We start from the raw sequence: 22,479 nt of genomic DNA on the forward strand, positions 1-22,479 counted from the left end.
TTTTTTGCCGGGCTGCGCTTGTTTGCGAACAACCGCCGTTGCGCCCTACTTCTTACGCAGCTGCAGGGCGCTCCACGCATCATGATGGATCGTCTGCTCGACCACGAAGCCCAGCGGCAGATAGGCCTCCAGAATCCGCTCCTCCTGGGTGCGCAGCAGGCCCGACAGGATGGCGACCCCGCCCGACTTCAGCGCCGCCCCGATCTCGGGCGCCAGGAACACCAGCGGCGCGGCCAGGATGTTGGCGAACACCAGATCGTAGGGCGCGTGTTGGGCGATGCGCGCATCGCTCAGGCCGTCGGCGAAATAGAACTCGCACTTGGCGTCGTTGATCTGGGCGTTCTCATTGGCGATGCGGGCCGAGGGCTCGTCGATGTCGGTGCCGACGGCGATAGGCGACCCTGTCCTGGCCGCCGCGATGGCCAGAACGCCCGTGCCGCAGCCCACGTCCAGCACCTTCTCGAAGCTTTCAGTCTTCAGCAGATTGTCGAACGCCTCCAGGCAACCGACCGTCGTGCCGTGGTGGCCGGTGCCGAAGGCGGCGCCCGCGTCGATCTTCAGCGTGACCCGTCCCTCAGGCACCTTGCCCTGATCGTGCGCGCCGTAGACGAAGAAGCGCCCGGCCTCGACCGGCGGCAGACCCGACAGGCTCATGGCCAGCCAGTCGGCGTCAGCCAGCTTCTCGACCACGACCTCCAGCCCCGGCGTGGCGCGCAGGATTTCGGCGATGCCCTCGGCCTCTTCATCGGTCGTGGGGAAGGCGTCGATGCGCCAGATTTCCTTGTCCTCATCCTCTTCCAGGATGGAATAGGTCGCGTTCTCCAACAGGGGGTTGGCGTCGATGGCGGCGGCGGCGGCTTCGGCCGGGGCGCGATCGCCGCGCGCGATCACCTGAACTGCGGATTCGGACATTTCTCAAACACCGTTATAATGACGAATCGCCAGTGCGGGCTTGTCCTTACGCCCGTGTCCAACGAGGGGTCGGGGAGTTTATGGCCAAAGCACCGTCTGAAACGAAACCTGCCGCGAAAGCGGCTTCCGCCGCTTCCAAGCCGAAACCGGCGGCAAAGTCGAGCGCGACAGCGACAAAAGCTGACGCCAAGCCCAAGGCCGGAAAGGCCGCCGCCAAGGCTCCGGCCAAGGCGGCTGCTCCCAAGACGGCCAAGGCCGCCGCGCCGAAGAAGGCTGCGGCTCCCAAGAAGCCCGCCGCGCCCAAGGCCGCCGCTCCGGCCCCGGTCGAGACGCCGGTCGCCGCCTCCCTCGCCCCCGCGCCCATCGCCGAGACCAAGCCTGCGCCGAAGCCCGAGCCGGTCGTCGCTGCGGCCCCCGCTCCGGTCGAGCCGCCCGTTCAGGCGACGACGCCCAAGCCCGCCGCCGAGCCGGTCAAGCCGGTCGAGGCCCCCGCCCCGCAGAAGAAGGGCTTCTTCGCCCGTCTGTTCGGCTGGTGATCAGAGGCTGATCGCAAACGCAAAGAAGGCCGGAGAGGACGCCCTCTCCGGCCTTCTTCAATTCTCATGGCTGAGACGGCTTATTCCGGCAGGTCTTCCGCCAGGATGGCCATTTCGAACATGAAGGAGCCGGCTTCGTCCTCATCTTCGAACACCACGCCGATGAACTCGTCATCGACATAGACTTCGGCGGAGTCGGCGACCTTGCGGGCCTTCACCTTGATGCCGCCGTGGTTGAAGGTGCGCTTCAGGTGCGTCTCGACGCGCTTCAGGTCGTTCTCGGTCACGGGGTCAGCCTCGTTTTGGCGCCGGTGAGGCGCATGTCGTTGGCCGCGGACCCTAGAGAAGCCGCCCCGCCTTGGGAAGCCCGCGCGTCAGGCGTCCACAGGCGCAGCGACCGCCCTCAGATCACGAAGTCATAGACGATGTCGGACAGCGTATGGTCCATGGTCCGCGCAGGCGTGGCGTCGGTCGGGCAGTTGACCAGCCTTGCCGGCACCCCCGCCACGGTGCAGCCCGCCGGCACCGGCTTCAGCACCACCGAGCCGGACGCCACCTTGGCGTAGTCGCCGACCGTGATGTTGCCCAGAACCTTGGCCCCCGCGCCCAGCAGGACGCCGCGCCCGATCTTCGGATGGCGGTCGCCGCGCTCGGCCCCGGTCCCGCCCAGGGTCACGGCGTGCAGCATGGACACCTCGTCCCCGATCACCGCCGTCTCGCCGATGACGATGCCCGTGCCGTGATCCAGGAAGACGCCCGAGCCGATCCGCGCCGCCGGGTGGATGTCCAGCTGGAACAGCTCCGAAATCCGGCTCTGGAAATGGAAGGCCAGGGTGTCGCGGTCCTGTTCCCACAGCCAGTGGGCCACGCGCCAGGCCTGCAGCGCTTGGAACCCCTTGAAGTACATGAAGGGCTGCAATAGCGACCGGATCGCCGGATCGCGCTCCTGCACCGCCTTCAGGTCCGCCTCGGCGGCGGCCACGATGCCCGGATCGGCGGCGAAGGCCGACAGCGCCACCTCACGCACCGTCATGGCGCCCAGCTCCGCATCGCCCAGCTTGCGCGCGATCTGGAAGCTCAGCGCCCCGGCGAAATCCTCATGCGCCAGGACGACGGCGTTCAGCTGCGACGCCAGGCGCGGCTCCTCGCGCGCAGCGTCTTCGGCGGCGGCGCGCAGTTGCGTCCACAGGTCCGGCTGCTTCGGCACGACTTCCAGCTTGGCCATCAGGCTTCCTTCGACTTCAGGCGGCGATCCTACGCGCCCAACATGGCGCGCGCCAGCGCGGCCGGCAGTTCGCCCTCCCGCGCCATATGGTAGGCGCGGTAGGCCGTCGCCACCGTCAGCCCGTCGCGCACCGCCCCGCGCGCGATCTCGGCCATCAGATCGCGGAACGGCACGCGCGCCGTCAGAAAGACCTCGGTCTCGTCCGGCGCCGTCTCGGTCGCCTCCAGCCCCCAGGCCACCCAGGTCATCGCCCGCTCGTCGGTGATGGAGTTGGACAGGTCCACGTCCAGCGCCGCGCGCCAGTGCTGCGCCGTCAGTCCCGCCTCCTCTGCCAGTTCGCGCTTCACGGCCTCGAACGGGTCTTCCCCTTCCGGCGCCCCGCCCTCGGGCATCTCCCACGAATAGCGCATCAGGGCGAAGCGGTGCTGCCCGACCAGGCTGACCGTCCCGTCGTCATGCAGCGGCAGCACGCCCGTCCCCACATTCTTCGGCCGCATGACCACATAGTCGGCGTCAGCCCCCGTCGGCGCGATCGCCGGGTGGCGCGTCACCCGCATCCACGGCGTGTCGACCAGGACGCTGGTCCCCAGACTGCGCCACGGCGGCGTGTCCGGCAGGCCCTCGGCCCAGCGAGGCTTGGTGTCGCGGATCTGACTCATGCCCCTGCTATGGCGCAGCGCGCCCCGAAAGCCTAGCTATCGGCCATGAGCCAGTCAGACCTCGCTTCCGCCCTGCCCCTGCCCGTCCGTTCGGACGAGCTGCTGTCGCGCCTGGCCGTGCGCCGCTCGGCCCCGGCCCAGTCGCTGGCCCTGCCCGGCCCCTCGGACGCCGAGATCGAGCAGATGCTGCTGCTGGGCGCCCGCACGCCGGACCACGGCAAGCTGTTTCCCTGGCGCTTCGTCATCCTGGGCCCGCGCAGCCGCGCCGACCTGTCGGAAGCCCTCGCCGCCCTGGGCGAAACCCAGAACCGCACCGGCAAGGAGATCGCCGCCCTGGCCAAGCTGGCCAACCCGCCGCTGACCGTCATGGTCGTCTCGACCCCGATCCAGGGCCACAAGGTGCCGGTCTGGGAGCAGCAGCTGTCCGCCGGCGCCGTCTGCATGAACCTGGAGCACGCGGCCAACGCCCTGGGCTATTCGGCCAGCTGGATCACCGACTGGTATTCCTACGACCCCGCCGCCGTCGCCCTGTTCGGCGTCGAGGACGGCGAGAGCATCGCCGGCTTCATCCACGTCGGCTCCCTGTCCGAGCCCCCGCTGGAACGCCCCCGCCCGAACCTGGAGCACAAGGTGACGGCGCGGCCCTGAGGCGGGTCAAAGTCGATCGACGGCGGCTTTCAGCTTCCCGGCGACCACGGCGGCCTTGTCCTTGAGCGCGGAATTGTCGATCGCCTGCATCGAGGCCACGGGATCGATGGCCGAGACCTCGGTGCGGCCGCCGCCCGCGTCCTGCACCACCACATTGCACGGCAGCATGGCGCCGACCTTGTCCTCCAGCCCCAGCGCCTCGAAGGCCAGCTTGGGATTGCAGGCCCCCAGTATCGTATAGGCACGGAAATCCTCGCCCAGCTTGGCCTTGAAGGTGGCGCGCAGGTCGATCTCGGTGATGACGCCGAACCCCTCCTGGCCCAGGGCCTCGCGCGTCGCGTCCACCGCCGCCTCGAACGGCAGGTCCAGCGTCTTGCTGAAATGATAGGTCGCCATGGTCCTCTCCTTCGTCGCCAAGGCCCAGCAAACGCCCGGACAGCGCAGGCGTTGCCTCAGTCCTGCGGCTCCTCCTCCGGCCGGTGCACGATCGTCACCAGCACCACCGAGATGATCATCAGCAGGAACCACGCCCCCAGCTTGTTCAGGCTGACCATCTCCCATCCGCCCTCCTGCCCCGGATAGACCCAGGCCCGCGCGAACGTCCCCAGGTTCTCCGCGAACCAGATGAACAGCGCCACCAGCCCATAGCCCAGCAGCAGCGGCATCGACCGCCGCGTCCGGTCGGCGGTGAAGTAGAACCACCCCCGCATGAACAGCAGCCCCGTCGCCGCGAACAGCGCCAGCCGCACGTCCGGCAGCCAGTGATGGGCGAAGAAGTTGACGTAGATCGCCGCCGCCAGCACCCACGTCGTCCACAGCGGCGGATAGTTCCGCACCCGGATATGGAAGATGCGCTGCACCCGCGCGATGTAGCTGCCCACCGCCGCATACATGAAGCCCGAGAACAGCGGCACGGCGCCGATCCTCAGCACCGACTCTTCCGGATAGATCCACGACCCATGATAGGTCTTGAACAGCTCCATGATCGTCCCGGCGACATGGAACAGGAAGATGACCCGCGCCTCCTCCCAGCTCTCCAGCTTCAGGGCCAGCATCGCCGCCTGTATCCCCAGCGCCCCCAGCACCAGAAAGTCATAGCGCGCCAGCGGCGCTTCCTCGGGCCAGAACAGAAACGTCCCCAGGATCAGCGCCAGCATCGCCCCGCCGAACAGACACGCCCACCCCTGCTTCAGCCCGAACCACAGGAACTCATAGGCGTAGCGACGAAGCCGCGAGCGGTCGGCCCACGCCTCCGCGCGGGTCATCAGGCGACGGCCCCAGGATTCGAGCGGGAGGCGAGAGGACGATGAGATCATGAGGAAAAACTAAGCAGAAAAATTTGGGCAACGTGTGGTTAAGCTTGCAGATATGTTCGTCGCCTTCGCCGGTTGTCGGAAACGAGCACGACGACGCTAAGCGGCCCCTACAACGTGTGGCAAGCCATGCTCAAATCGGGAGAAAATCGGTGAGTAGTGCTTGCCTTGGAATGGCCGCTCTAGGCCTCTGCGCGTATGATCCCGCAAATCCAGCTTTCAGCTATTTCGGGATCGGTGAAGCAGCGGCTGCGCTCGCCTTTACGCTCGCAGTCCCGCAGTTCATCAAACCCATCTATCGGATGCGCCTTGTCGCGCGACGAATCCGCATCCTGTACATTTTCACGTTGGCATTTGTTGGTGCGGGATTTGTACTCATAGGAGCCCTACTGCCGCACTTACCGATACAGCGCGACTTCCTGCTGGCCTATCCTGTCGTGTGGGAATTGCTGGGCGGAGCCCTGTTTGCAGTCGCCTATGGGTTACTGGCCTTCGGCTCAGTTTTACCGCTGAGGGCTCGGCCGGGTCGGGTACGCAACTTCGCCCAAGCCGTGGCGCATTTCCTTACCCTAGGCTCAGGACTCATAGCCAAAAGAGCACTGTAGCGGCGAGGGCTATGGCGGAGAGGAAGACGTTCGGGCACCGATCATAACGCGTGGCAACGCGTCGCCAGTCTTTCAGACGACCGAACATGATTTCGATGCGGTTGCGTCGTTTGTATCTGCGCTTGTCATACCGGATGGGCTCGGTGCGGGTTTTACGTCCGGGGATGCAAGGTGTGATCCCCTTGGCTTCCAAGGCGTCCCTGAACCAATCCGCGTCATAGCCCCTATCGCCCAGCAGCCACTGGGCTCGGGGTAGACTATCCAGAAGAGCCGCCGCGCCGGTGTAGTCGCTGACCTGACCAGCCGTCACAAACAGGCTAATGGGGCGTCCATTCGCATCGGTGACGGCGTGCAGCTTGGTATTCATCCCGCCTTTGGTCCGTCCGATCAGTCGCCCGAGGCCCCCTTTTTTACCCGCAGGCTCGAAGCCGTACGGTGCGCCTTTAGATAGGTGGCATCGATCATGACGGTCCGGCGCTCGGCCTGTGCGCCAGACAGGCCCTCCATCATCCGAACGAAGACGCCAGCCTCGCTCCACCGCTTCCAGCGATTGTAGAGCGTCTTGTGAGGCCCGTAGGCTGGCGGCGCATCGCGCCAGCGCAGGCCGTTGCGGTTGACGAAGATGATCCCGCTCAACACCCGTCTATCATCCACCCGAGGTTTGCCGTGGCTCTTAGGGAAATAGGGCTCCAGCCGAGCCATCTGCTCGTCCGTCAGCCAATAAAGATCGCTCATAATCCAGACTCCTCAGGAGCCTGAATCAGATCGCACGCCGCAATTCAATGGGTCCTGAGCCTAGCCCAGCCAGCCGATCACGTAGAATTCGCGGAGCATGAACTCGCCGCCAACTTCGTGCGGCTAACGAAGTTCGCCAACTTCGTCGATAGGTTCGAGGAGCCTTCTGCCTTCTTCGACTTCACTCACCGGAGTCAGGTTGAGGATGGCGAATATGCTCAATCCCTGTTGATGATTACGTCCGATCATCGCTTATGCCGGACCATGGTCGAACGCACTCCGTGGCTTGCGGCCCATCTGATACGATTGATCGACCAAGAAAAAATCCAGTGTCCAGCCGCAGAACGGCTGATCCAGGAAATTGCACTCCAAGCCATTGTATCCAACGACAGCATGTTAGCACGGGAAGCCGGCTTTGGCGGATTCAGTACTGCTCCAGTATTGGCCGAAGCGCTCTTCAGCAGCGCCTTCCTAGCAGAAAATTATCGCCCACTTCATTGGCTCTCCATAGGTTTCGACGAGCCGATTACGCAGCCGCTTGTCAAGCGCTTCAATATGGCAGCAAAAATGCTGCTTAATACCAGTCTGAACCAGCGAAACTTCTGGCAGCCGTCAGTCCACTATGATGTAGCTGACATATACAAGCGCATGTTCACAAGTCTACGATCGACTCCTGTCGACGGCATACAAATCGACGTTCTCATTGCACTTACGAGTGGAGCAAATGAACGCGCCCAACAAATTCGAACCACATTGGAAAGATTGCCATCAAAATATCGTCGAAAGCTGTACAAGGAAAATGATCAGCATCGATGGAGAGACAACATCATCGAAGTTTACGCAAACATGGTGAATGATCTTCTCGAGTCCATTGCCAACGATTTCCAAGGTATCGACGACAGATTCTGGTCCTTCGCCATCGGCCTTTGGCACGACACGTTCCCCTTCCATCAGAACGAGGCCGCAGGGCTCGACCCCTTCCAACAAAGGCTCGCACTGCACCTCAAAGCCAAAGTGACGGACAACATGCAGGGCTGGTACCCGGCCATAACCCGCTTGATTCTGGCTGTTCAGGGACCGCACGGCGGACCGCCGATTATCGAGCGACGCAGCGCCTACGTGATTCTCGGCGATCTATTCTACGACCAACTCCGCACCGGCTTACCCAAGCTTGCGAAGGATATGCCCGACAAGCTGAGCGACTATCTGCCGCCTTCAGTCACGTACGATTTGGCAAGCAACACTTTGACTCGGACCTATATCCGAGGAAATCAGCGCCAAACTGACCTGAACGCCCTGCAGATTGGATTGGTCGATCTCTAGGCTCAGGACTCATAGCCAAAAGAGCACTGTAGCGGCGAGGGCTATGGCGGAGAGGAAGACGTTCGGGCACCGATCATAACGCGTGGCAACGCGTCGCCAGTCTTTCAGACGACCGAACATGATTTCGATGCGGTTGCGTCGTTTGTATCTGCGCTTGTCATACCGGATGGGCTCGGTGCGGGTTTTACGTCCGGGGATGCAAGGTGTGATCCCCTTGGCTTCCAAGGCGTCCCTGAACCAATCCGCGTCATAGCCCCTATCGCCCAGCAGCCACTGGGCTCGGGGTAGACTATCCAGAAGAGCCGCCGCGCCGGTGTAGTCGCTGACCTGACCAGCCGTCACAAACAGGCTAATGGGGCGTCCATTCGCATCGGTGACGGCGTGCAGCTTGGTATTCATCCCGCCTTTGGTCCGTCCGATCAGTCGCCCGAGGCCCCCTTTTTTACCCGCAGGCTCGAAGCCGTACGGTGCGCCTTTAGATAGGTGGCATCGATCATGACGGTCCGGCGCTCGGCCTGTGCGCCAGACAGGCCCTCCATCATCCGAACGAAGACGCCAGCCTCGCTCCACCGCTTCCAGCGATTGTAGAGCGTCTTGTGAGGCCCGTAGGCTGGCGGCGCATCGCGCCAGCGCAGGCCGTTGCGGTTGACGAAGATGATCCCGCTCAACACCCGTCTATCATCCACCCGAGGTTTGCCGTGGCTCTTAGGGAAATAGGGCTCCAGCCGAGCCATCTGCTCGTCCGTCAGCCAATAAAGATCGCTCATAATCCAGACTCCTCAGGAGCCTGAATCAGATCGCACGCCGCAATTCAATGGGTCCTGAGCCTACGACCAGAGAACTTGGCTCGAGCCCGATCAAGCGGTCTGAGCGCCTTTAGTCAGGGCGCTGCAGCGACATTATAAAAACATGGGAGACAAGCCCCCTCACCCCCGCCCGCGATACGTCGCCACGCCCTGATCCGGCAGCCACACGCCCTCCAGCGGCGCGCCTGTCTGCCAGAAGACGTCGATGGGGATGCCGCCGCGCGGATACCAATAGCCGCCGATGCGCAGCCATTTCGGTTGCAGCAGCTCGGCCAGGCGCTTGCCGATGGCGACGGTGCAGTCCTCGTGGAAGGCGCCGTGGTTGCGGAAACTGGTCAGGTACAGCTTCAGGCTCTTGCTCTCGACCAGCCAGTCGCCGGGCACATAGTCGATGACGATGTGGGCGAAGTCGGGCTGGCCCGTCACCGGGCACAGGCTGGTGAACTCCGGCGCGGTGAAGCGCGCCACATAGAGGGTGTCGGCGTGCGGATTGGACACGCGCTCCAGCACCGCCTCTTCCGGGTTGGTCGGGGCGGCGGTCTGGACGCCGAGTTGGCTGAGGCTGTCGGTATAATGCGTCATGCCCGCCATTTAGGCGTTCGGCCCGCCAAAGAAAACGCCGCCCCCGCCGCAATCGGCCATCCGCCTGTCGCACCTGTGCTAGACTGCCCTGCGGCCGAGGGGAGAGCGGCCGTCCGGCGCCGGGGGATTTCAGACGATTCAGACGAATTGGACTCTGTTTTTTCTCGAGACCGGCGCGCCGTCGCGGACCTCGATTGCTGAAGATCAATGCGCGCGTCGCCGGATCGGTCGATCGCTCGACGTCAAGCGGAAAGGATCGGGATCATGGCCGTCCCACAGAGCAAGACCGAGTTGTTGAGCGCGATCGAGGTCAGCTTCGACAAGCTGATGACTGACCTGCGTGCGGTTCCGCTCGACCTGGCGGACGACTGCGGCCTGGACGGTCACGCTGCCGGAACGCGCATGAGCATCGCCAACCTCGTCTCCTATCTGATCGGATGGAACGAGCTGGTTCTCAAATGGCTGGACCGCGACAAGGCCGGTCTGCCCGTCGACTTCCCGGAAACCGGGTTCAAGTGGAGCGAACTGGGTCGCCTCGCCCAGAAATTCTATCGCGACTATGAGGCCCTGCCCTATCCGGCCCTCCTCCAGCGGCTGGAGGCCGCCAAGAGCCGCATCGTATCAGAGATCGAAAGCCGTTCGGACGACACCTTGTACGGGCGCTGCTGGGTCGACGGGAAATGGACCATGGGGCGGATGATCCAGTTCAACACGTCCTCTCCCTACGCTAATGCGCGCGCCCGGCTCAGAAAGCGGCTCAGGGCGATACAGGCCTCGGCGGCCTGCGCCTGACGGGGGGAGCCGAACCGCATTGCCTTCCCCGACGACACCCGGTTAGCGTGGCCTAAAACAACCTATCCCTTCAGGAGAGACGACCCGTGGCCATTCCCGCTTCCCTGCAGTCCGGCCTGAAGCTGCCGGTGATCGCCTCGCCCATGTTCCTGGTGTCCGGGCCGGATCTGGTAGTCGAGGCCTGCAATGCGGGCGTGATCGGCACCTTCCCCTCGCTGAACCAGCGCACGACCGAGGGCTATCGGGAGTGGCTGCACGAGATCAAGTCGCGGCTGAAGCCCGACGCCGCCCCCTTCGGCGTCAACCACATCATCCACCCGACCAACTCGCGCCTGATGGCCGACATAATGGTTTCGGTCGAGGAGAAGGTGCCGCTGATCATCACCTCGCTCGGCGCCGTGCGCGACGTGGTGGATGCGGTGCACGGCTATGGCGGCGTGGTCTTCCACGACATCGCCAATGTGCGTCATGCGCGCAAGGCGGCCGAGGCGGGCGTCGATGGGCTGATCCTGGTCGCCAACGGCGCGGGCGGGCACGCGGGCGTGGTGAACCCCTTCGCCCTGATCAATGAGGTGCGCGGCTTCTTTGACGGGACCATCATCCTGGCGGGCTGCATCTCGACCGGCCAGGACGTGGCGGCGGCGCTGATGATGGGCGCGGACTTCGCCTATATGGGCACCCGCTTCATCGCCACGACCGAGAGCGCGGCCCAGCCCCACTACAAGGAGCTGATCGTCCAGTCGGGTTCGGCCGACATCACCTATACGCCCGCCGTGTCGGGCATTCCGGCCAACTTCCTGACCCCCTCCCTGGTCGAGAACAAGATCGACCCCAAATCCCTGCCCGAGCACAAGCTGGACATGGGCGAGGAGGCCAAGGCCTGGAAGACCATCTGGTCGGCGGGCCAGGGGTCAGGCGCCGTCCACGACGTGCCGACAACGGCTCAGCTTGTCGCTCGGCTGACGGACGAGTTTTCGCAAGCTTGTGATAAATTCGACAAGAAGCGCCTCTAGGAAGCGACCTCGACACTCCCCTATCGAGGCCGACCATGCGCATCCTGACGACCGCCCTGAAGACGACCGTCCTGGCGACCGCCCCGCTCCTGATCATGGCCTCGGCCGCTCAGGCGCAGGACATGCCCGGCCGCTGGAGCTTCAGCGCCGGCGCCGCCAGCGACAACCGCTCCAAGGACGCCTCCAAGTCGGACGGCGATCCCTTCGTCTGGGGCGCGGCGGAATGGGAAAGCGACAGCGGCCTCTTCTACGTCAGCCCCGCCGCCGAAACGATCAAGAGCGGCGGCTCGGAGCTGGAGGTCGAACTGGCCGGCGGCGTGCGTCCCCAATGGGCCGGCTTCGACTTCGACCTGAACGTCGCGCACAAGTGGCGGGTGGACGCCAACCCCGGCTATGACGCCAACGCCTGGGAGTTCACCGCCGACATGAAGCGGTCGATCGGCCCGGCCAGCGCGCGCCTGCGGCTGCAGCACTCGCCCGACGGCGCCGGTTCGGTGAAAGCCTGGACCTGGGTCGCGGTGCGCGGCGGCTGGGACTTCACCGACAAGCTGAACGTCTCGGCCGAGATCGGCCGCCGCGAGCAGGACAACAGCGTCGACTACACCGGCTACAACATCGGCGCATCCTACGCCCTGACCCGCAATCTGGAGGCCGATCTGCGCTGGCACGGCACCAACGCCAAGGTTCCTGGCGAACAGTACGCCGACGCCCTGGTCGCCGGGATCAGCGTTTCCTTCTGATCCGGGCGCGGCGCGTTTCGGGCGCCCGGTTTCACCTTTGGCCCGAAAGGGCCTAGGCTACGGTCATGACTTTTCGACCGACGACTTTGGAACGTGCGTATCAACTGGCCGAAAGCGGCGGCTGCCGGACGGTGGGCGACGTCAAACAGGCCCTGAAGATGGAGGGCTATGAGCGGATTCAGGATGCGCTCTACGGCTCGACCATCACCTCGGCCCTGCGCAAGCTGTGTCAGGAGAACTGGGTCTCCCCGCCGGAAACGGCCGAGCCCTGACGCCCCGGCTCTTGCATTAGGACACCGGAGCGTCCACCTTAGAGGGGTCGATCTCTCTGCGTCACGCTCTGCCTTCTGCCCCGCGCACCGAGGTCTAAGCCGATCCATACAGACCCGACAGGTCTTCAGGGACGTTCTCTGAGGCCAACTTCTAGCGGAGGTCCTGAAAATGGCTACCGGCACTGTTAAATGGTTCAACTCCACCAAGGGCTACGGCTTCATCCAGCCGGATGACGGCGGCAAGGACGTCTTCGTCCACATCTCGGCTGTCGAGCAAGCCGGCCTGCGCGGCCTGGACGAAAACCAAAAGGTTTCCTACGAAATCGAGCGCGACCGTCGCTCGGGCAAGGAATCGGCTGGTCAACTGAAGACCGAAGGCTGATCCGGCTCCATCGCCGGCTACGTCAGCAATGACGGGCCGACGATGACAGGATTTAAAGCGCGCAGGGGTCGCCCTCTGCGCGCTTTTCTTTTTGCGCCCTAGGCCGCCAGCGAGGGCCGCCGCAGCTGGACGAAGTCCGCCCCGCTGGGCGACTGGAACAGGCGCAGATCGAACTCCGGCAGGATCGCCAGCAGGTGATCGAAGATGTCCGCCTGGATCGCCTCATACTCGGCCCAGGCCACAGTGGCGGTGAAGGCGTAGATCTCCAGCGGCAGCCCTGTGTCCGTCGGCTGCATCTGGCGCACCAGCAGCGTCATGTCCTGACGGATGCGCGGATGGTTCTCCAGATAGTTCTGAACATAGGCGCGGAAGGCGCCGATGTTGGTCGAGCGCCGCATATTGACCGGGTCGCGTCCGGCCTCGACCAGCTTGGCGTTCCAGTCGGCCATCTCGGCGCTCTTGTCGGCCAGGTAGTCGTCGATCAGCAGGAAGCGCCGCATCCTTTCACGCTCGGCGTCGGTCAGGAAGCGCGCGCTGGTCTGGTCGATCAGCAGGGACCGCTTGATGCGGCGCCCGCCGCTGTCCTGCATCCCGCGCCAGTTGCGGTAGGATTCGCTGATCAGGCGCCAGGTTGGGATGGTGGTGATAGTCTTGTCCCAGTTCTGGACCTTCACCGTGTGCAGGGCGATGTCGATGACGTCGCCGTCGGCGTTGACCTGGGGCATCTCGATCCAGTCGCCCACGCGCAGCATGTCGTTGGAGTTCAGCTGAACCGACGCCACCAGCGACAGGATGGTGTCCTTGAACACCAGCATCAGCACCGCCGCCAGCGCGCCCAGGCCTGACAGCAACAGCAAGGGCGATCGGTCGATCAGGGCCGCGATCACCAGAATGGTGGCGATGGCGTAGATGACGATCTTCAGAACCTGCAGATAGCCCTTGATGCTGCGGCGATGCGCGCGCGGCGAGCGGGCGTAGAGGGCGTTAGCCATGTCCAGACCCGCGCCGATGCCGATGGCCACGGCCACGATCATGAAGGCCCCGGCCACGTTCTGGACCAGGGTGACGAAGCCGGGCGCCAAATGCGGCACGCCGCCTATGCCCTGATGGATGATGACAGCCGGAACGACGCGGGTGAAGCTGCGCACCACAGGGCGCAGCAGCACGTCGAGATCATGCACCGCCCGCCCGACGATCCGCAGGATCAACCGGGTCAGGATGCGGCGGACCACAAAGTCCGCGATAAAGGCGACTATGACGAGAAGACAGAGCCCGATCAGCATCTCCGCTGTCGGGAACTCCGCCAGGCGATCACGCATGGCGATGAAATCAAACATGGGCCCAGCCTAGGCAGGGCTGCCGGGGATTTGAACCCCGGCGCCTCAATCAGCCTCAGCCGATGGCCTGATCCAGATCGGCGATCAGGTCGTCGATGTCCTCGACCCCGACCGACAGGCGGATCAGGTTGTCGGTGACGCCGCCCGCCTCACGCACCTCTTTGGGCACGGATGCGTGGGTCATGATAGCCGGGTGGTTCACCAGGCTTTCGACGCCGCCCAGCGACTCCGCCAGGGTGAAGACCTGCACCCGCTCCAGCACACGCTTGGTGCGCTCCAGATCGCCGTCGATCAGCACCGTGACCATACCGCCGAAGCGGCCGTTCATCTGGCGCGCGGCCAGCTCGTGCTGCGGGTGGCTGACCAGACCCGGATAGATGACCTTGGCGACCCCTGCCCGGTCTTCCAGCCAACGGGCCACCGCCAGGGCGTTCTCATTGTGCGCCTTCATGCGCAGGCCCAGGGTCTTCAGCCCCCGGTTGGCCAGGAAGGCGTCGAACGGCCCCATGACGCCGCCGATCGAGTTCTGCAGGAACTTCAGCTGGGCCGCCATCTCGGCGTCCTTGGCGACCAGAACCCCGCCGACGATGTCGGAGTGGCCGTTCAGATATTTGGTCGCCGAGTGCATGACCACATCGGCGCCCAAGGCCAGCGGCTGCTGGCTCCAGGGCGTGGCGAAGGTGTTGTCGACGACCAGGATCAGCTTGTGCGCCTTGGCGATCTTCGACAGGGCCTCGATGTCGGCCAGCTTCATCAGCGGATTGGTCGGGGTCTCGACCCACAGCATCCGCGTCTTGTCGGTGATCGCCGCCTCGACCGCCGCCAGGTCGGTCAGGTCGATGTAGCTGAAGTCCAGCCCCATCGAGCGACGGCGCACCCGCTCGAACAGCCGCCACGAACCGCCGTACAGGTCGTCGCCGGTGATGATGTGCGAGCCGGCGTCCAGCAGTTCCAGCGCCGTCGAGGTCGCCGCCATGCCCGAGCCGAAGCCAAAGGCCTGAACCCCACCCTCCAGATCGGCGATGCAGGCCTCGAACGCCTCGCGCGTCGGGTTCTTGCCGCGGGCGTATTCATAGCCCTTGTTCACGCCGGGGCTTTCCTGGGCGTAGGTCGAGGTGGCGTAGATCGGCGTCATCACCGCGCCCGTCGTCGGGTCCGGCTGCTGGCCCGCATGGATGGCGCGCGTCGAAAAGCCCTGGCGGTTCTTCAGTTCAGACATAGGCTTACCGGTTCAGGCTGAGGTGGTTGATCAGGTCGGTGCGGGTGATCAGGCCGACGAAGGTCTCGCCGTCCAGCACGATGGCGACGCGGTCGCGATCGAAGACCGGGATCAGGGCGTCCAGCGACTCCGTCACCTGAAGCGTGTCCAGATCGCGCGTCATGGCCGAGGCGACCGGCTTGGCGAAACGCTCCTTACGGGTGATCTCGTCGGTGTTCATGATGTGGACGATGTCGCTTTCATCCAGAATGCCGACCAGGCGGCCGTCCTGGATGACCGGCAGTTGCGACAGGCCGTCGCCGCGCATCCGCTTGAACGCGGTGTCCAGGGTGTCCTCCGGCCCGATCACCACCACGTCGCCGGCGGCGTATTTGCGGTTGATCAGGTCCGACAGGTCGCCGTGCAGTTCGCGCTCGGCCAGGCCCTGATCGGCCAGCCAGGCGTCGTTGTAGACCTTGGACAGGTATTTGGCGCCGGTGTCGCAGACGAAGGTCACGACCCGCTTCGGCTCCGTCTGCTCGCGGCACCAGCGCAGGGCCGTGGCGATCAGGGTGCCAGACGACGACCCCGCCAGAATGCCTTCCTTCAGCAGCAGTTCGCGCACAGTGGCGATCGCCTCAGCGTCGGGGATGGAATAGGCGACGTCGATCAGGTCGGGATCGGTCGTCTCGGGCATGAAGTTCTGGCCGATGCCTTCGACGGTATAGCTGCCGTCCGGCCCGGCCACGCCCTCGTTGATCAGGCCCGCCAGCGCCGAGCCGACCGGGTCGGCCAGAATGATCTGGGCCTTGGAGCCTTGCGATTTGAAATAGCGGGCGTTGCCCGTGATCGTCCCGCCCGAGCCGATCCCGGCGACGAAGGCGTCGATGTCGCCGTCCATCTGTTCGAAGATTTCCGGGCCGGTCGTCTTGAAGTGGGCCTCGGAGTTGGCGTCGTTGGCGAACTGGTTGACGAAATAGCCGCCCGGAATCTGCTGGGCCAGGCGCTCGGCCATGTCGGTGTAGTATTCCGGGTGGCCGTGCGGCACGTCCGAGCGGGTCAGGCGCACATCGGCGCCCATGGCGCGCAGGTGCTGGATCTTCTCCTTCGACATCTTGTCGGGGATGACCAGCAGGACGTTGTAGCCCTTCTGCTTGCCGACCAGGGTCAGGGCCAGGCCGGTGTTGCCCGCTGTGGCTTCCACGATGGTGCCGCCCGGCTTCAGCCAGCCCTGCTTTTCCGCCGCCTCGATCATCGACAGGGCGATGCGGTCCTTGATGGAGCCGCCGGGGTTCTGGCTCTCTAGCTTCAGGAACAGACGGCAGGGGCCGGTGTCGATCCGCGTCACCTCGACCATCGGCGTCTTGCCGATCAGGTCCAGCAGGGTCTTCGCCGGACGGCTGAGAACAGGGGTGTCGGTCATCGACATGAAGGCAGGCTCCGTTGCACGGGTTTCAGGGGGAAGCTGGGCGTCGCGCCCCTCGCGGTCAACTCATGCAAGTTTTCACCCTTTCGCCGCGAAGCGCGTTAGAAAGGGCGCAATGGTCAAGACACCGAAACGCCCCGTCGCGGGCCTGCCCGACAAAGAATCCCTCGTCGCCTTCCTGCGCGAGGCCGGAGAAGCCGAAAAGGCCGACATCGCGCGCGCCTTCGGCCTGAAGGGCGCCGAGCGCCGCGCCCTGCGCGACATGCTGAAGGAGCTTGAGGCCGAGGGCCGCCTGGGCAAGCGCGGCCGCAAGGGCTTTTCCGAAGCCGGCGCCCTGCCCCCCGTCGGGGTGGTCGATGTCGTGGATCGCGACGCCGACGGCGAACTATACGTCGAACTGGTCAAGAGCAGCGAGGACGCGCCGCGCGCCGTCCTGATGCCCGACCGCGAGGGTCGCGGCCCGGCGCCCGGCATGGGCGACCGCCTGCTGGTCAAGTTCAGCCGGGGCGTCGAAGGCTGGGAGGCGCGCCTGGTCAAGCGGCTGGACGCCGGAACCAACCGCGTGTTGGGCGTCATCCGCAAGGGCGGGCGCGAGACGCGGGTCGAGCCGGTCGACAAGCGCTCCAAGGACGTGCTGCTGGTGCCCGCCGCCCAGGCGACGGACCTGCGCGACGGCGACTTGGTGCTGGCCGCCGTCGAGAAGGGCGAGCATCGCTACGGTCCCAAGCGCGGCAAGATTCTCGAGAACATCGGGCGCGAGGACGACCCGCGCGCCGCCTCCATCATCGCCATCCACGCCCACGGGGTGCCGACCGGCTTCTCCGAGGCCGTCGAGCGCGAGGCCGAGGATCAGGCCGTCCCGACGCTGAAGGGGCGCGAAGACCTGCGCCACGTCCCCTTCATCACCATCGACCCCGCCGATGCGCGCGACCACGACGACGCCGTCTACGCCGAGCGTGATGAAGACCCCAAGAACGACGGCGGCTGGATCGTCTGGGTCGCCATCGCCGACGTCGCCGCCTATGTGCGCCCCAATACGGCGCTGGACCGCGAGGCGCGGGCCAAGGGCAACTCGACCTACTTCCCCGACCGGGTCGAGCCCATGTTGCCGGAAGTCCTGTCCAACGGCCTGTGCAGCCTGAAGCAGGGCGAGAACCGCGCCTGCATGGCCGTGCGCATGGTCTTCGACAAGGACGGCCGCAAGACCGGGCACAAGTTCACGCGCGGGCTGATGCGCAGCCACGCCAAGCTGTCCTACGAGCAGGCGCAGTCGGCCATCGACGGCCTGCTGGACGACGCCACCGGGCCGATCATGGAGGCGATCCTCTATCCGCTGTGGAACGCCTATCGCACGATGCTGAAGGGCCGCGAACGCCGCAGCCCCCTGGCCATCGAAAGCCCTGAGCGCCGCATCATCATGTCGCCCGACGGCGGCATCGCCGGCATCGAGCCGCGCAAGTCGCTGGAGGCCCACCGCCTGATCGAAGAGATGATGATCCAGGCCAACGTCTGCGCCGCCGAGACGCTGGAGAAGACGCACACGCCGCTGATCTATCGCGTCCACGATACGCCCAGCCAGGAGAAGATCTTCAACCTGGCCGACTTCCTGCACACCATCGGCAAGCCCTGGAACAAGGGCGAGGCGCCGAACACCAAGCGCTTCAACAAGCTGCTGGAAGAGACCCGCGACACTCCGCACGCCGAGGTCGTCAACGAAGTCGTCCTGCGCACCCAGATGCAGGCCATCTACAGCCCCGAGAACGTCGGCCACTTCGGTCTGCATCTGGACCGCTACGCCCACTTCACCTCGCCCATCCGGCGCTATTCCGACCTGATCGTCCATCGCGGGCTGATCCGGGGGCTGAAGCTGGGATCGGACGGCCTGACCGACCGCGAGATCGCCGAACTGGGCGGCATCGCCGAACACGTCACCGAGACCGAGCGCCGCTCCATGGCCGCCGAGCGCGATGCAATGGATCGCTACATCGCCGCCTTCCTTGAGGAGCACGTCGGCGCGACCTTCACCGGCCGCATCACCGGCGTCACCCGCTTCGGCCTGTTCATCCGACTGGACGAGACGGGCGCTGACGGCCTGGTGCCGGTTTCAACGCTGGGCGACGAATATTTCACCCACGACGACCGCGCCCACGCCCTGGTCGGCGAGCGCACCGGCAAGCGGTTCCCGCTGGGCCGCCGCGTCGAGGTGCGGCTGATGGAGGCCACGCCCGTCACCGGCGGTCTGGTGCTGGAAATGCTGTCGGAACCCGATCCGCGCGATCCCAACGCTCCGGCCCCGCGCTACGGCATGCGCGGACGCGGGGGAGACGGCCCGCCCAAGCGCGGCAAAGGCCGCCCCGGCGGTCCCAAGCCCCGCAACGGCGCCAAGCCCTCTGGCGGCCTGAAAGGCGTCCGAAAGGGCAAGCGGCGGTGAAGCCCCTCCCCTTCGACGCAGCCCAAGACCTGGCCGACGCGCCGCGTGTCGGCGGCGCTCAACGTCCCAAGGACGCGGCGACCCTGATCCTGACCCGCGACGCCAGGCGTCCTGAGGTGCTGATGGGCCGCCGGGCGCCGGGCCACGTCTTCATGGCGTCGAAGTGGGTGTTTCCGGGCGGACGTATCGAGCGGGCGGACTTCAACGCCGCCGACGACGGCGCCCTGTCGCATGACGCCGCGCGACGATTGCAGGCGGAGATGCCCGCCCGCCGCGCCCGCGCCCTGGCCCTGGCCGCCGTGCGCGAGACCTTTGAGGAAACCGGGCTGATCCTGGGCCGCGCCGCGCCGGCCGCCTCGGTCGCCGGACCGTGGCGGGACTATCGCCAAGCCGGCGCCCTGCCCGATCTGTCGGTCCTGTCCTATGTGGCGCGCGCCATCACGCCGCCGGGCCGCACCCGACGTTTCGACGCCCGCTTCTTCATGGCCCCGGTCGAGGCCCTGCGCGATCCCGATCGGATCGAAGGCTCAGGCGAACTGGACGAGATCGCCTGGATTCCGCTGGACGAAGCGCGAAGCCTGGACCTGCCCGCCATCACCCGCTTCGTGCTGGGCGAGGTCGCCGAGCGGCTGGAGACGCCGCAACGCCCCCTGCCCTTCGTGCACATGGTGCGCGGTCGCCACGTCATCGACCATCAGGACTGACGCAGCGGCCTCGCGTCTTATTCGGCGACCGGCTTGGTCAAGTCGAAATCAACCTGGAAATGGCGGTTCGGCCGGCGCAGTTCATAGGTAAACGTCTTGCCGGGATGGACCTCCATTGCCCAGACGTTGGTCGTCGAGACCGAGGCGTCCTGAGCGTTGAACAGATCGATGGATTCCTGATCCACCGGGAATTCCTGACGCTCGGCCGTGCCTTCGTTCTTCGTATCGCCGCCGTACCAGTGCAGCGGATCCGTCTTGCCGTCCGGCTGGCGGTGATCGTGCTTCAGCCGCAGGCCCGATTCGGTGCGGGTCACGACCCAGGTGCGCGAGCGGTCTTCGCCGACCCAGAAGGGAATGCGAATCTCATCCTTCGAGCAGTCGCGCACATGCATCAGCAGACGCTTGCCGACGAAATCCGAGTCGGCGGCTTCGGTCGTGACGACCTTGCCCTCGAAGCGCTGGCCGCAAAGGGCGGTCAGATTGGCGAAGAAGGCGTCCTGCGCCGTGGCCGAGGCCGCATCGGGCTTTGCGGCGGGCGTCGCCGGTTCGGACGAGCAGGCGGACAACGTCAATGCGGCCGCAATGACGGCGACGGACAGGGCGTGGGCGGGCTTGAAGTAGGGCGTTTTCATGTCGAAACACTAACGCTTCTGCGGCGCCGCTCAACGCGACATCGAAACCGTTGACTTTGAGCCCGTCCTGAGTATGTTCCGCGCCTCTTATTTCAAGCGGCTTTCGCCGTCGCAGAGGTAATTCCGATGGCCAAACCGGCTTCCATCAAGATCCGTCTGAACTCCACCGCTGACACCGGCTTCTTCTACGTCACCAAGAAGAACGCCCGTACGATGACCGAGAAAATGGTCGTCAAGAAGTACGACCCGGTCGTCCGCAAGCACGTCGAGTTCAAGGAAGGCAAGATCAAGTAAGGGCTTAGCCCTCCGCTTGAATCTGCAAGAATCGAAACGCCCGGTCGCAGGACCGGGCGTTTTTCGTTGTCCGTCATGCGACCACAGGCGCGTCAGGCGGCGCGGGCCACCACCCGATTACGGCCGGCTTTCTTGGCCTCATAGACGCCTTCGTCGGCGCGCTTCAGCAGGGAGGCCGGCGTGTCGTCCGCCCCCATAGTCGCCGCCACGCCGACCGAGACGGTGATGCTCAACGGCTCGCCGCCCAGGATGCGGAAGGCCGAAGCGCCGACGTCGCGGCGGATTCGCTCGGCGATGCGATGGGCGTCCTCCAGCGTCGTGCCGGGCATGACCACCACGAACTCTTCGCCGCCGAACCGGCACGGCAGGTCCACGGCCCGCACATTGGTCGCCAGCCGCACCGAGAACTCGCGCAGCACCTCATCGCCCGCGTCGTGGCCCAGGCTGTCGTTGACCGCCTTGAAGTGGTCGATGTCCAGCACCAGCACCGCCACCGGGTCGCCGCCGCGATTGGCGCGCGCCACCAGGGCGTCCAACTGGCCGTTCATGTAGCGCCGGTTGTGCAGGCCGGTCAGGGGGTCTGTGACCGCCATCTCCAGATTGTGGTCCAGCTTCTCGCGCAGGAAGTCGCCGTAACGCTTGCGGCGCACCTGGGTCCGCACCCGCGCCGCCAGTTCCTCGGGATCGATGGGACGGATCAGGAGGTCGTGCGCGCCCAGCTCCAGCGCCTTGAGCAGGCGCGGCCGGTCCTGGGTGTCCACCACCGCTAGGATAGGCAGACGCCGCGTCGGCTCCTTGGAGCGAAGCTGGGCGATCAGCCGCAGGCCGTCGAACCGTTCGGACGTGATGTTAACGATCACCAGATCGACCGGACCGCGGGCCGTCTCCAGCCCCGCCTCAGCCGAGGGCTCGATCAGGGGGCGGTGTTCTCGCGACAGCTCCTGCGCCATCACCTGGGCCTGAAGCGTGTTGTCGTCGACGATCAGCACGCGCCCGCCAGACCCCTTGAGACGCGCCACGCCGCCGGTGTCGACGCCGACCCGGCGCCCGCTCTCCTCGCGCTCGCGCAGTTCGTCCATGACCATCTTCAGCCGGGTCAGGCTGCGGACACGCGCCATCAGGATCACATCGTCCAGCGGCTTGGACAGGAAGTCGTCGGCCCCGGCCTCCAGGCCCTTGATCCGATCATGCCGTCCGTCCAGCGCCGTCACCAGCACCACCGGGATATGGCGCGTGTCCGCCGCCGCCTTGATCCGGCGACAGGTCTCGAAGCCGTCCATGCCCGGCATCATCACGTCCAGCAGGATCAGGTCCGGCTGCTCGGCGCCGGCCAGGGCGATGGCGGTCGCGCCGTCATGGCAGGTGAGCACGTCGTAGTATTCGAGGGTCAGCTTGGCTTCGAGCAGCCGGACGTTCGCCTCGACGTCGTCGACCACCAGGATTCGCGCACTCATGCCGCCCCCTGACCCAGGTGCCTGCGCACCGTCTCCAGGAAGGAAATGACCGAGATCGGCTTGGAGATGTAGGCTTCACAGCCCCCCTGGCGAATCCGTTCTTCATCACCCTTCATGGCGAAGGCTGTAACGGCGATGACGGGGATATGGTTCAGCTCTTCGTCGTCCTTGAGCCATTTGGTGACTTCAAGGCCCGAGATTTCCGGCAACTGGATATCCATCAGGATCAGATCGGGGCGGTGCTCGCGCGCAATGGCCAGCGCCTGCAGCCCTTCGCGGGTCTGCAGCACTTCATACCCCTGAGAATCGAGCAGATCATGAAAAAGCTTCATGTTCAGCTCATTATCCTCGACGATGAGGATTTTCTTGGACATCCGCCACCCGGCTGTTGCGCCTCTTGTTCATCCGCTTTTGCGGTGGGCTGTTGCGCCTTCTTGGATGCACTGTGACCGCAGCAGTC

Annotated in this window: 26 protein-coding genes; 11 read left to right on the top strand and 15 right to left on the bottom strand. The window is 65.3% G+C overall.

Annotated features, from left to right (window positions below):
- Window positions 1-45: 45 nt before the first annotated feature.
- A complete protein-coding gene (locus FGL25_RS09690; RefSeq protein ID WP_046653689.1) occupies window positions 46-912 on the bottom strand; it encodes a 50S ribosomal protein L11 methyltransferase in 867 nt (288 codons plus the stop codon).
- Between the two features lie 80 nt (window positions 913-992).
- Between FGL25_RS09690 and FGL25_RS16865 the strand changes: the two genes are divergently transcribed.
- Window positions 993-1,448, top strand: coding sequence for a hypothetical protein (locus FGL25_RS16865; protein WP_167493325.1), 456 nt, complete (start codon window positions 993-995; stop codon window positions 1,446-1,448).
- A gap of 80 nt (window positions 1,449-1,528) precedes the next feature.
- On the opposite strand, the gene FGL25_RS09700 is transcribed toward FGL25_RS16865, so the two are convergent.
- From FGL25_RS09700 to FGL25_RS09710, 3 genes are all read right to left on the bottom strand, one after another.
- Window positions 1,529-1,735, bottom strand: a complete 207-nt coding sequence (locus FGL25_RS09700) for a DUF3126 family protein (protein WP_003164469.1) — start codon at window positions 1,733-1,735, stop codon at window positions 1,529-1,531.
- Window positions 1,736-1,851: 116 nt separating this feature from the next.
- The gene (gene cysE / locus FGL25_RS09705) at window positions 1,852-2,673 is read right to left on the bottom strand and encodes a serine O-acetyltransferase (protein WP_138141586.1); all 822 of its coding nucleotides are present in this window, start codon (window positions 2,671-2,673) and stop codon (window positions 1,852-1,854) included.
- Window positions 2,674-2,702: 29 nt separating this feature from the next.
- Window positions 2,703-3,332 carry an NUDIX domain-containing protein gene (locus FGL25_RS09710; protein ID WP_138141587.1) on the bottom strand — a complete coding sequence of 210 codons (630 nt, stop codon included), beginning with the start codon at window positions 3,330-3,332 and terminating at the stop codon, window positions 2,703-2,705.
- A gap of 45 nt (window positions 3,333-3,377) precedes the next feature.
- Between FGL25_RS09710 and FGL25_RS09715 the strand changes: the two genes are divergently transcribed.
- Window positions 3,378-3,980 carry a nitroreductase family protein gene (locus FGL25_RS09715; RefSeq protein WP_138141588.1) on the top strand — a complete coding sequence of 201 codons (603 nt, stop codon included), beginning with the start codon at window positions 3,378-3,380 and terminating at the stop codon, window positions 3,978-3,980.
- 6 nt (window positions 3,981-3,986) lie between these two features.
- Here FGL25_RS09715 and FGL25_RS09720 read toward each other — a convergent pair whose 3' ends face one another.
- From FGL25_RS09720 to FGL25_RS09730, 3 genes are all read right to left on the bottom strand, one after another.
- Window positions 3,987-4,376: a DUF302 domain-containing protein gene (locus FGL25_RS09720; RefSeq protein ID WP_138141589.1), complete on the bottom strand. Its 390-nt coding sequence runs from the start codon at window positions 4,374-4,376 to the stop codon at window positions 3,987-3,989.
- Between the two features lie 56 nt (window positions 4,377-4,432).
- Entirely contained in the window at window positions 4,433-5,245 is an 813-nt protein-coding gene (locus FGL25_RS09725) for a DUF817 domain-containing protein (protein ID WP_138141590.1), read from the bottom strand.
- 630 nt (window positions 5,246-5,875) lie between these two features.
- Window positions 5,876-6,633, bottom strand: a protein-coding gene (locus FGL25_RS09730) for an IS5 family transposase (RefSeq protein WP_099547418.1) whose coding sequence is annotated in 2 segments (ribosomal slippage) — window positions 5,876-6,312 and window positions 6,312-6,633 — 759 coding nt in all. Because the reading frame shifts where the segments join, the coding sequence is not laid out codon by codon here.
- A 264-nt stretch (window positions 6,634-6,897) separates the two neighbouring features.
- On the opposite strand from FGL25_RS09730, the gene FGL25_RS09735 reads away from it, so the two are divergent.
- A complete protein-coding gene (locus tag FGL25_RS09735) occupies window positions 6,898-7,956 on the top strand; it encodes a hypothetical protein (RefSeq protein ID WP_138141591.1) in 1,059 nt (352 codons plus the stop codon).
- Window positions 7,957-7,965: 9 nt separating this feature from the next.
- Here the strand turns inward: FGL25_RS09735 and FGL25_RS09740 are convergent.
- Together FGL25_RS09740 and queF are read right to left on the bottom strand one after the other, a co-directional pair.
- Window positions 7,966-8,723 (bottom strand): IS5 family transposase gene (locus tag FGL25_RS09740; RefSeq protein WP_099547418.1). Its coding sequence is split into 2 segments (ribosomal slippage): window positions 7,966-8,402 and window positions 8,402-8,723, totalling 759 coding nucleotides; the frame shifts between segments, so codons are not numbered across the junction.
- A 159-nt stretch (window positions 8,724-8,882) separates the two neighbouring features.
- Entirely contained in the window at window positions 8,883-9,344 is a 462-nt protein-coding gene (gene queF, locus FGL25_RS09745) for a preQ(1) synthase (RefSeq protein ID WP_138141592.1), read from the bottom strand.
- A 264-nt stretch (window positions 9,345-9,608) separates the two neighbouring features.
- On the opposite strand from queF, the gene FGL25_RS09750 reads away from it, so the two are divergent.
- The 5 genes from FGL25_RS09750 to FGL25_RS09770 all read left to right on the top strand — a co-directional run bounded on the left by FGL25_RS09750 (window position 9,609) and on the right by FGL25_RS09770 (window position 12,543).
- The gene (locus FGL25_RS09750; protein WP_138141593.1) at window positions 9,609-10,136 is read left to right on the top strand and encodes a ClbS/DfsB family four-helix bundle protein; all 528 of its coding nucleotides are present in this window, start codon (window positions 9,609-9,611) and stop codon (window positions 10,134-10,136) included.
- 86 nt (window positions 10,137-10,222) lie between these two features.
- Window positions 10,223-11,149, top strand: a complete 927-nt coding sequence (locus FGL25_RS09755) for an NAD(P)H-dependent flavin oxidoreductase (protein ID WP_138141594.1) — start codon at window positions 10,223-10,225, stop codon at window positions 11,147-11,149.
- A 35-nt stretch (window positions 11,150-11,184) separates the two neighbouring features.
- On the top strand, window positions 11,185-11,889 hold the full coding sequence (locus tag FGL25_RS09760) for a TorF family putative porin (protein WP_138141595.1): 705 nt from the start codon (window positions 11,185-11,187) through the stop codon (window positions 11,887-11,889).
- Between the two features lie 65 nt (window positions 11,890-11,954).
- A complete protein-coding gene (locus tag FGL25_RS09765) occupies window positions 11,955-12,161 on the top strand; it encodes a hypothetical protein (protein WP_003164458.1) in 207 nt (68 codons plus the stop codon).
- 169 nt (window positions 12,162-12,330) lie between these two features.
- Window positions 12,331-12,543, top strand: coding sequence for a cold-shock protein (locus FGL25_RS09770; RefSeq protein WP_003164457.1), 213 nt, complete (start codon window positions 12,331-12,333; stop codon window positions 12,541-12,543).
- A 98-nt stretch (window positions 12,544-12,641) separates the two neighbouring features.
- Here FGL25_RS09770 and FGL25_RS09775 read toward each other — a convergent pair whose 3' ends face one another.
- The 3 genes from FGL25_RS09775 to FGL25_RS09785 are packed head-to-tail and all read right to left on the bottom strand — an operon-like array spanning window position 12,642 to window position 16,507.
- The gene (locus tag FGL25_RS09775) at window positions 12,642-13,880 is read right to left on the bottom strand and encodes a mechanosensitive ion channel family protein (RefSeq protein ID WP_138141596.1); all 1,239 of its coding nucleotides are present in this window, start codon (window positions 13,878-13,880) and stop codon (window positions 12,642-12,644) included.
- A gap of 55 nt (window positions 13,881-13,935) precedes the next feature.
- A complete protein-coding gene (locus FGL25_RS09780) occupies window positions 13,936-15,099 on the bottom strand; it encodes a cystathionine gamma-synthase (protein WP_003164455.1) in 1,164 nt (387 codons plus the stop codon).
- Window positions 15,100-15,103: 4 nt separating this feature from the next.
- Window positions 15,104-16,507 carry a pyridoxal-phosphate dependent enzyme gene (locus tag FGL25_RS09785; RefSeq protein ID WP_138141597.1) on the bottom strand — a complete coding sequence of 468 codons (1,404 nt, stop codon included), beginning with the start codon at window positions 16,505-16,507 and terminating at the stop codon, window positions 15,104-15,106.
- 112 nt (window positions 16,508-16,619) lie between these two features.
- On the opposite strand from FGL25_RS09785, the gene rnr reads away from it, so the two are divergent.
- The gene (gene rnr, locus FGL25_RS09790; protein WP_138141598.1) at window positions 16,620-18,935 is read left to right on the top strand and encodes a ribonuclease R; all 2,316 of its coding nucleotides are present in this window, start codon (window positions 16,620-16,622) and stop codon (window positions 18,933-18,935) included.
- Window positions 18,932-19,639 (top strand): NUDIX hydrolase, encoded by a 708-nt coding sequence (locus tag FGL25_RS09795; protein WP_088411433.1) that lies wholly within the window; start codon window positions 18,932-18,934, stop codon window positions 19,637-19,639. Before rnr ends, FGL25_RS09795 begins: the two co-directional genes overlap by 4 nt.
- A 17-nt stretch (window positions 19,640-19,656) precedes the next feature.
- Here FGL25_RS09795 and FGL25_RS09800 read toward each other — a convergent pair whose 3' ends face one another.
- Entirely contained in the window at window positions 19,657-20,271 is a 615-nt protein-coding gene (locus FGL25_RS09800; RefSeq protein ID WP_138141599.1) for a hypothetical protein, read from the bottom strand.
- 126 nt (window positions 20,272-20,397) lie between these two features.
- Between FGL25_RS09800 and rpmG the strand changes: the two genes are divergently transcribed.
- The gene (rpmG, locus tag FGL25_RS09805) at window positions 20,398-20,565 is read left to right on the top strand and encodes a 50S ribosomal protein L33 (RefSeq protein WP_003164451.1); all 168 of its coding nucleotides are present in this window, start codon (window positions 20,398-20,400) and stop codon (window positions 20,563-20,565) included.
- A gap of 92 nt (window positions 20,566-20,657) precedes the next feature.
- Here the strand turns inward: rpmG and FGL25_RS09810 are convergent, their stop codons facing one another.
- Both FGL25_RS09810 and FGL25_RS09815 read right to left on the bottom strand, forming a co-directional pair.
- On the bottom strand, window positions 20,658-22,019 hold the full coding sequence (locus FGL25_RS09810; RefSeq protein WP_046653709.1) for a PleD family two-component system response regulator: 1,362 nt from the start codon (window positions 22,017-22,019) through the stop codon (window positions 20,658-20,660).
- The gene (locus FGL25_RS09815; RefSeq protein ID WP_138141600.1) at window positions 22,016-22,393 is read right to left on the bottom strand and encodes a response regulator; all 378 of its coding nucleotides are present in this window, start codon (window positions 22,391-22,393) and stop codon (window positions 22,016-22,018) included. Before FGL25_RS09815 ends, FGL25_RS09810 begins: the two co-directional genes overlap by 4 nt.
- Between the last annotated feature and the right edge of the window lie 86 nt (window positions 22,394-22,479).

Source organism: Brevundimonas vancanneytii (genome assembly GCF_901421975.1).
Taxonomy (GTDB): domain Bacteria; phylum Pseudomonadota; class Alphaproteobacteria; order Caulobacterales; family Caulobacteraceae; genus Brevundimonas; species Brevundimonas diminuta.

Coding starts and splice junctions, on each gene's coding strand:
- FGL25_RS09810 (WP_046653709.1), bottom strand. CDS start 22,019: ATGAGTGCGCGAATCCTGGTGGTCGACGACGTCGAGGCGAACGTCCGG.
- FGL25_RS09725 (WP_138141590.1), bottom strand. CDS start 5,245: ATGACCCGCGCGGAGGCGTGGGCCGACCGCTCGCGGCTTCGTCGCTAC.
- FGL25_RS09775 (WP_138141596.1), bottom strand. CDS start 13,880: ATGTTTGATTTCATCGCCATGCGTGATCGCCTGGCGGAGTTCCCGACA.
- cysE (WP_138141586.1), bottom strand. CDS start 2,673: ATGGCCAAGCTGGAAGTCGTGCCGAAGCAGCCGGACCTGTGGACGCAA.
- FGL25_RS09735 (WP_138141591.1), top strand. CDS start 6,898: ATGGTCGAACGCACTCCGTGGCTTGCGGCCCATCTGATACGATTGATC.
- FGL25_RS09770 (WP_003164457.1), top strand. CDS start 12,331: ATGGCTACCGGCACTGTTAAATGGTTCAACTCCACCAAGGGCTACGGC.
- FGL25_RS09765 (WP_003164458.1), top strand. CDS start 11,955: ATGACTTTTCGACCGACGACTTTGGAACGTGCGTATCAACTGGCCGAA.
- FGL25_RS09750 (WP_138141593.1), top strand. CDS start 9,609: ATGGCCGTCCCACAGAGCAAGACCGAGTTGTTGAGCGCGATCGAGGTC.
- FGL25_RS09760 (WP_138141595.1), top strand. CDS start 11,185: ATGCGCATCCTGACGACCGCCCTGAAGACGACCGTCCTGGCGACCGCC.
- FGL25_RS09710 (WP_138141587.1), bottom strand. CDS start 3,332: ATGAGTCAGATCCGCGACACCAAGCCTCGCTGGGCCGAGGGCCTGCCG.
- FGL25_RS09690 (WP_046653689.1), bottom strand. CDS start 912: ATGTCCGAATCCGCAGTTCAGGTGATCGCGCGCGGCGATCGCGCCCCG.
- FGL25_RS16865 (WP_167493325.1), top strand. CDS start 993: ATGGCCAAAGCACCGTCTGAAACGAAACCTGCCGCGAAAGCGGCTTCC.
- FGL25_RS09720 (WP_138141589.1), bottom strand. CDS start 4,376: ATGGCGACCTATCATTTCAGCAAGACGCTGGACCTGCCGTTCGAGGCG.
- FGL25_RS09715 (WP_138141588.1), top strand. CDS start 3,378: ATGAGCCAGTCAGACCTCGCTTCCGCCCTGCCCCTGCCCGTCCGTTCG.
- rnr (WP_138141598.1), top strand. CDS start 16,620: ATGGTCAAGACACCGAAACGCCCCGTCGCGGGCCTGCCCGACAAAGAA.
- rpmG (WP_003164451.1), top strand. CDS start 20,398: ATGGCCAAACCGGCTTCCATCAAGATCCGTCTGAACTCCACCGCTGAC.
- FGL25_RS09785 (WP_138141597.1), bottom strand. CDS start 16,507: ATGTCGATGACCGACACCCCTGTTCTCAGCCGTCCGGCGAAGACCCTG.
- queF (WP_138141592.1), bottom strand. CDS start 9,344: ATGACGCATTATACCGACAGCCTCAGCCAACTCGGCGTCCAGACCGCC.
- FGL25_RS09800 (WP_138141599.1), bottom strand. CDS start 20,271: ATGAAAACGCCCTACTTCAAGCCCGCCCACGCCCTGTCCGTCGCCGTC.
- FGL25_RS09780 (WP_003164455.1), bottom strand. CDS start 15,099: ATGTCTGAACTGAAGAACCGCCAGGGCTTTTCGACGCGCGCCATCCAT.
- FGL25_RS09815 (WP_138141600.1), bottom strand. CDS start 22,393: ATGTCCAAGAAAATCCTCATCGTCGAGGATAATGAGCTGAACATGAAG.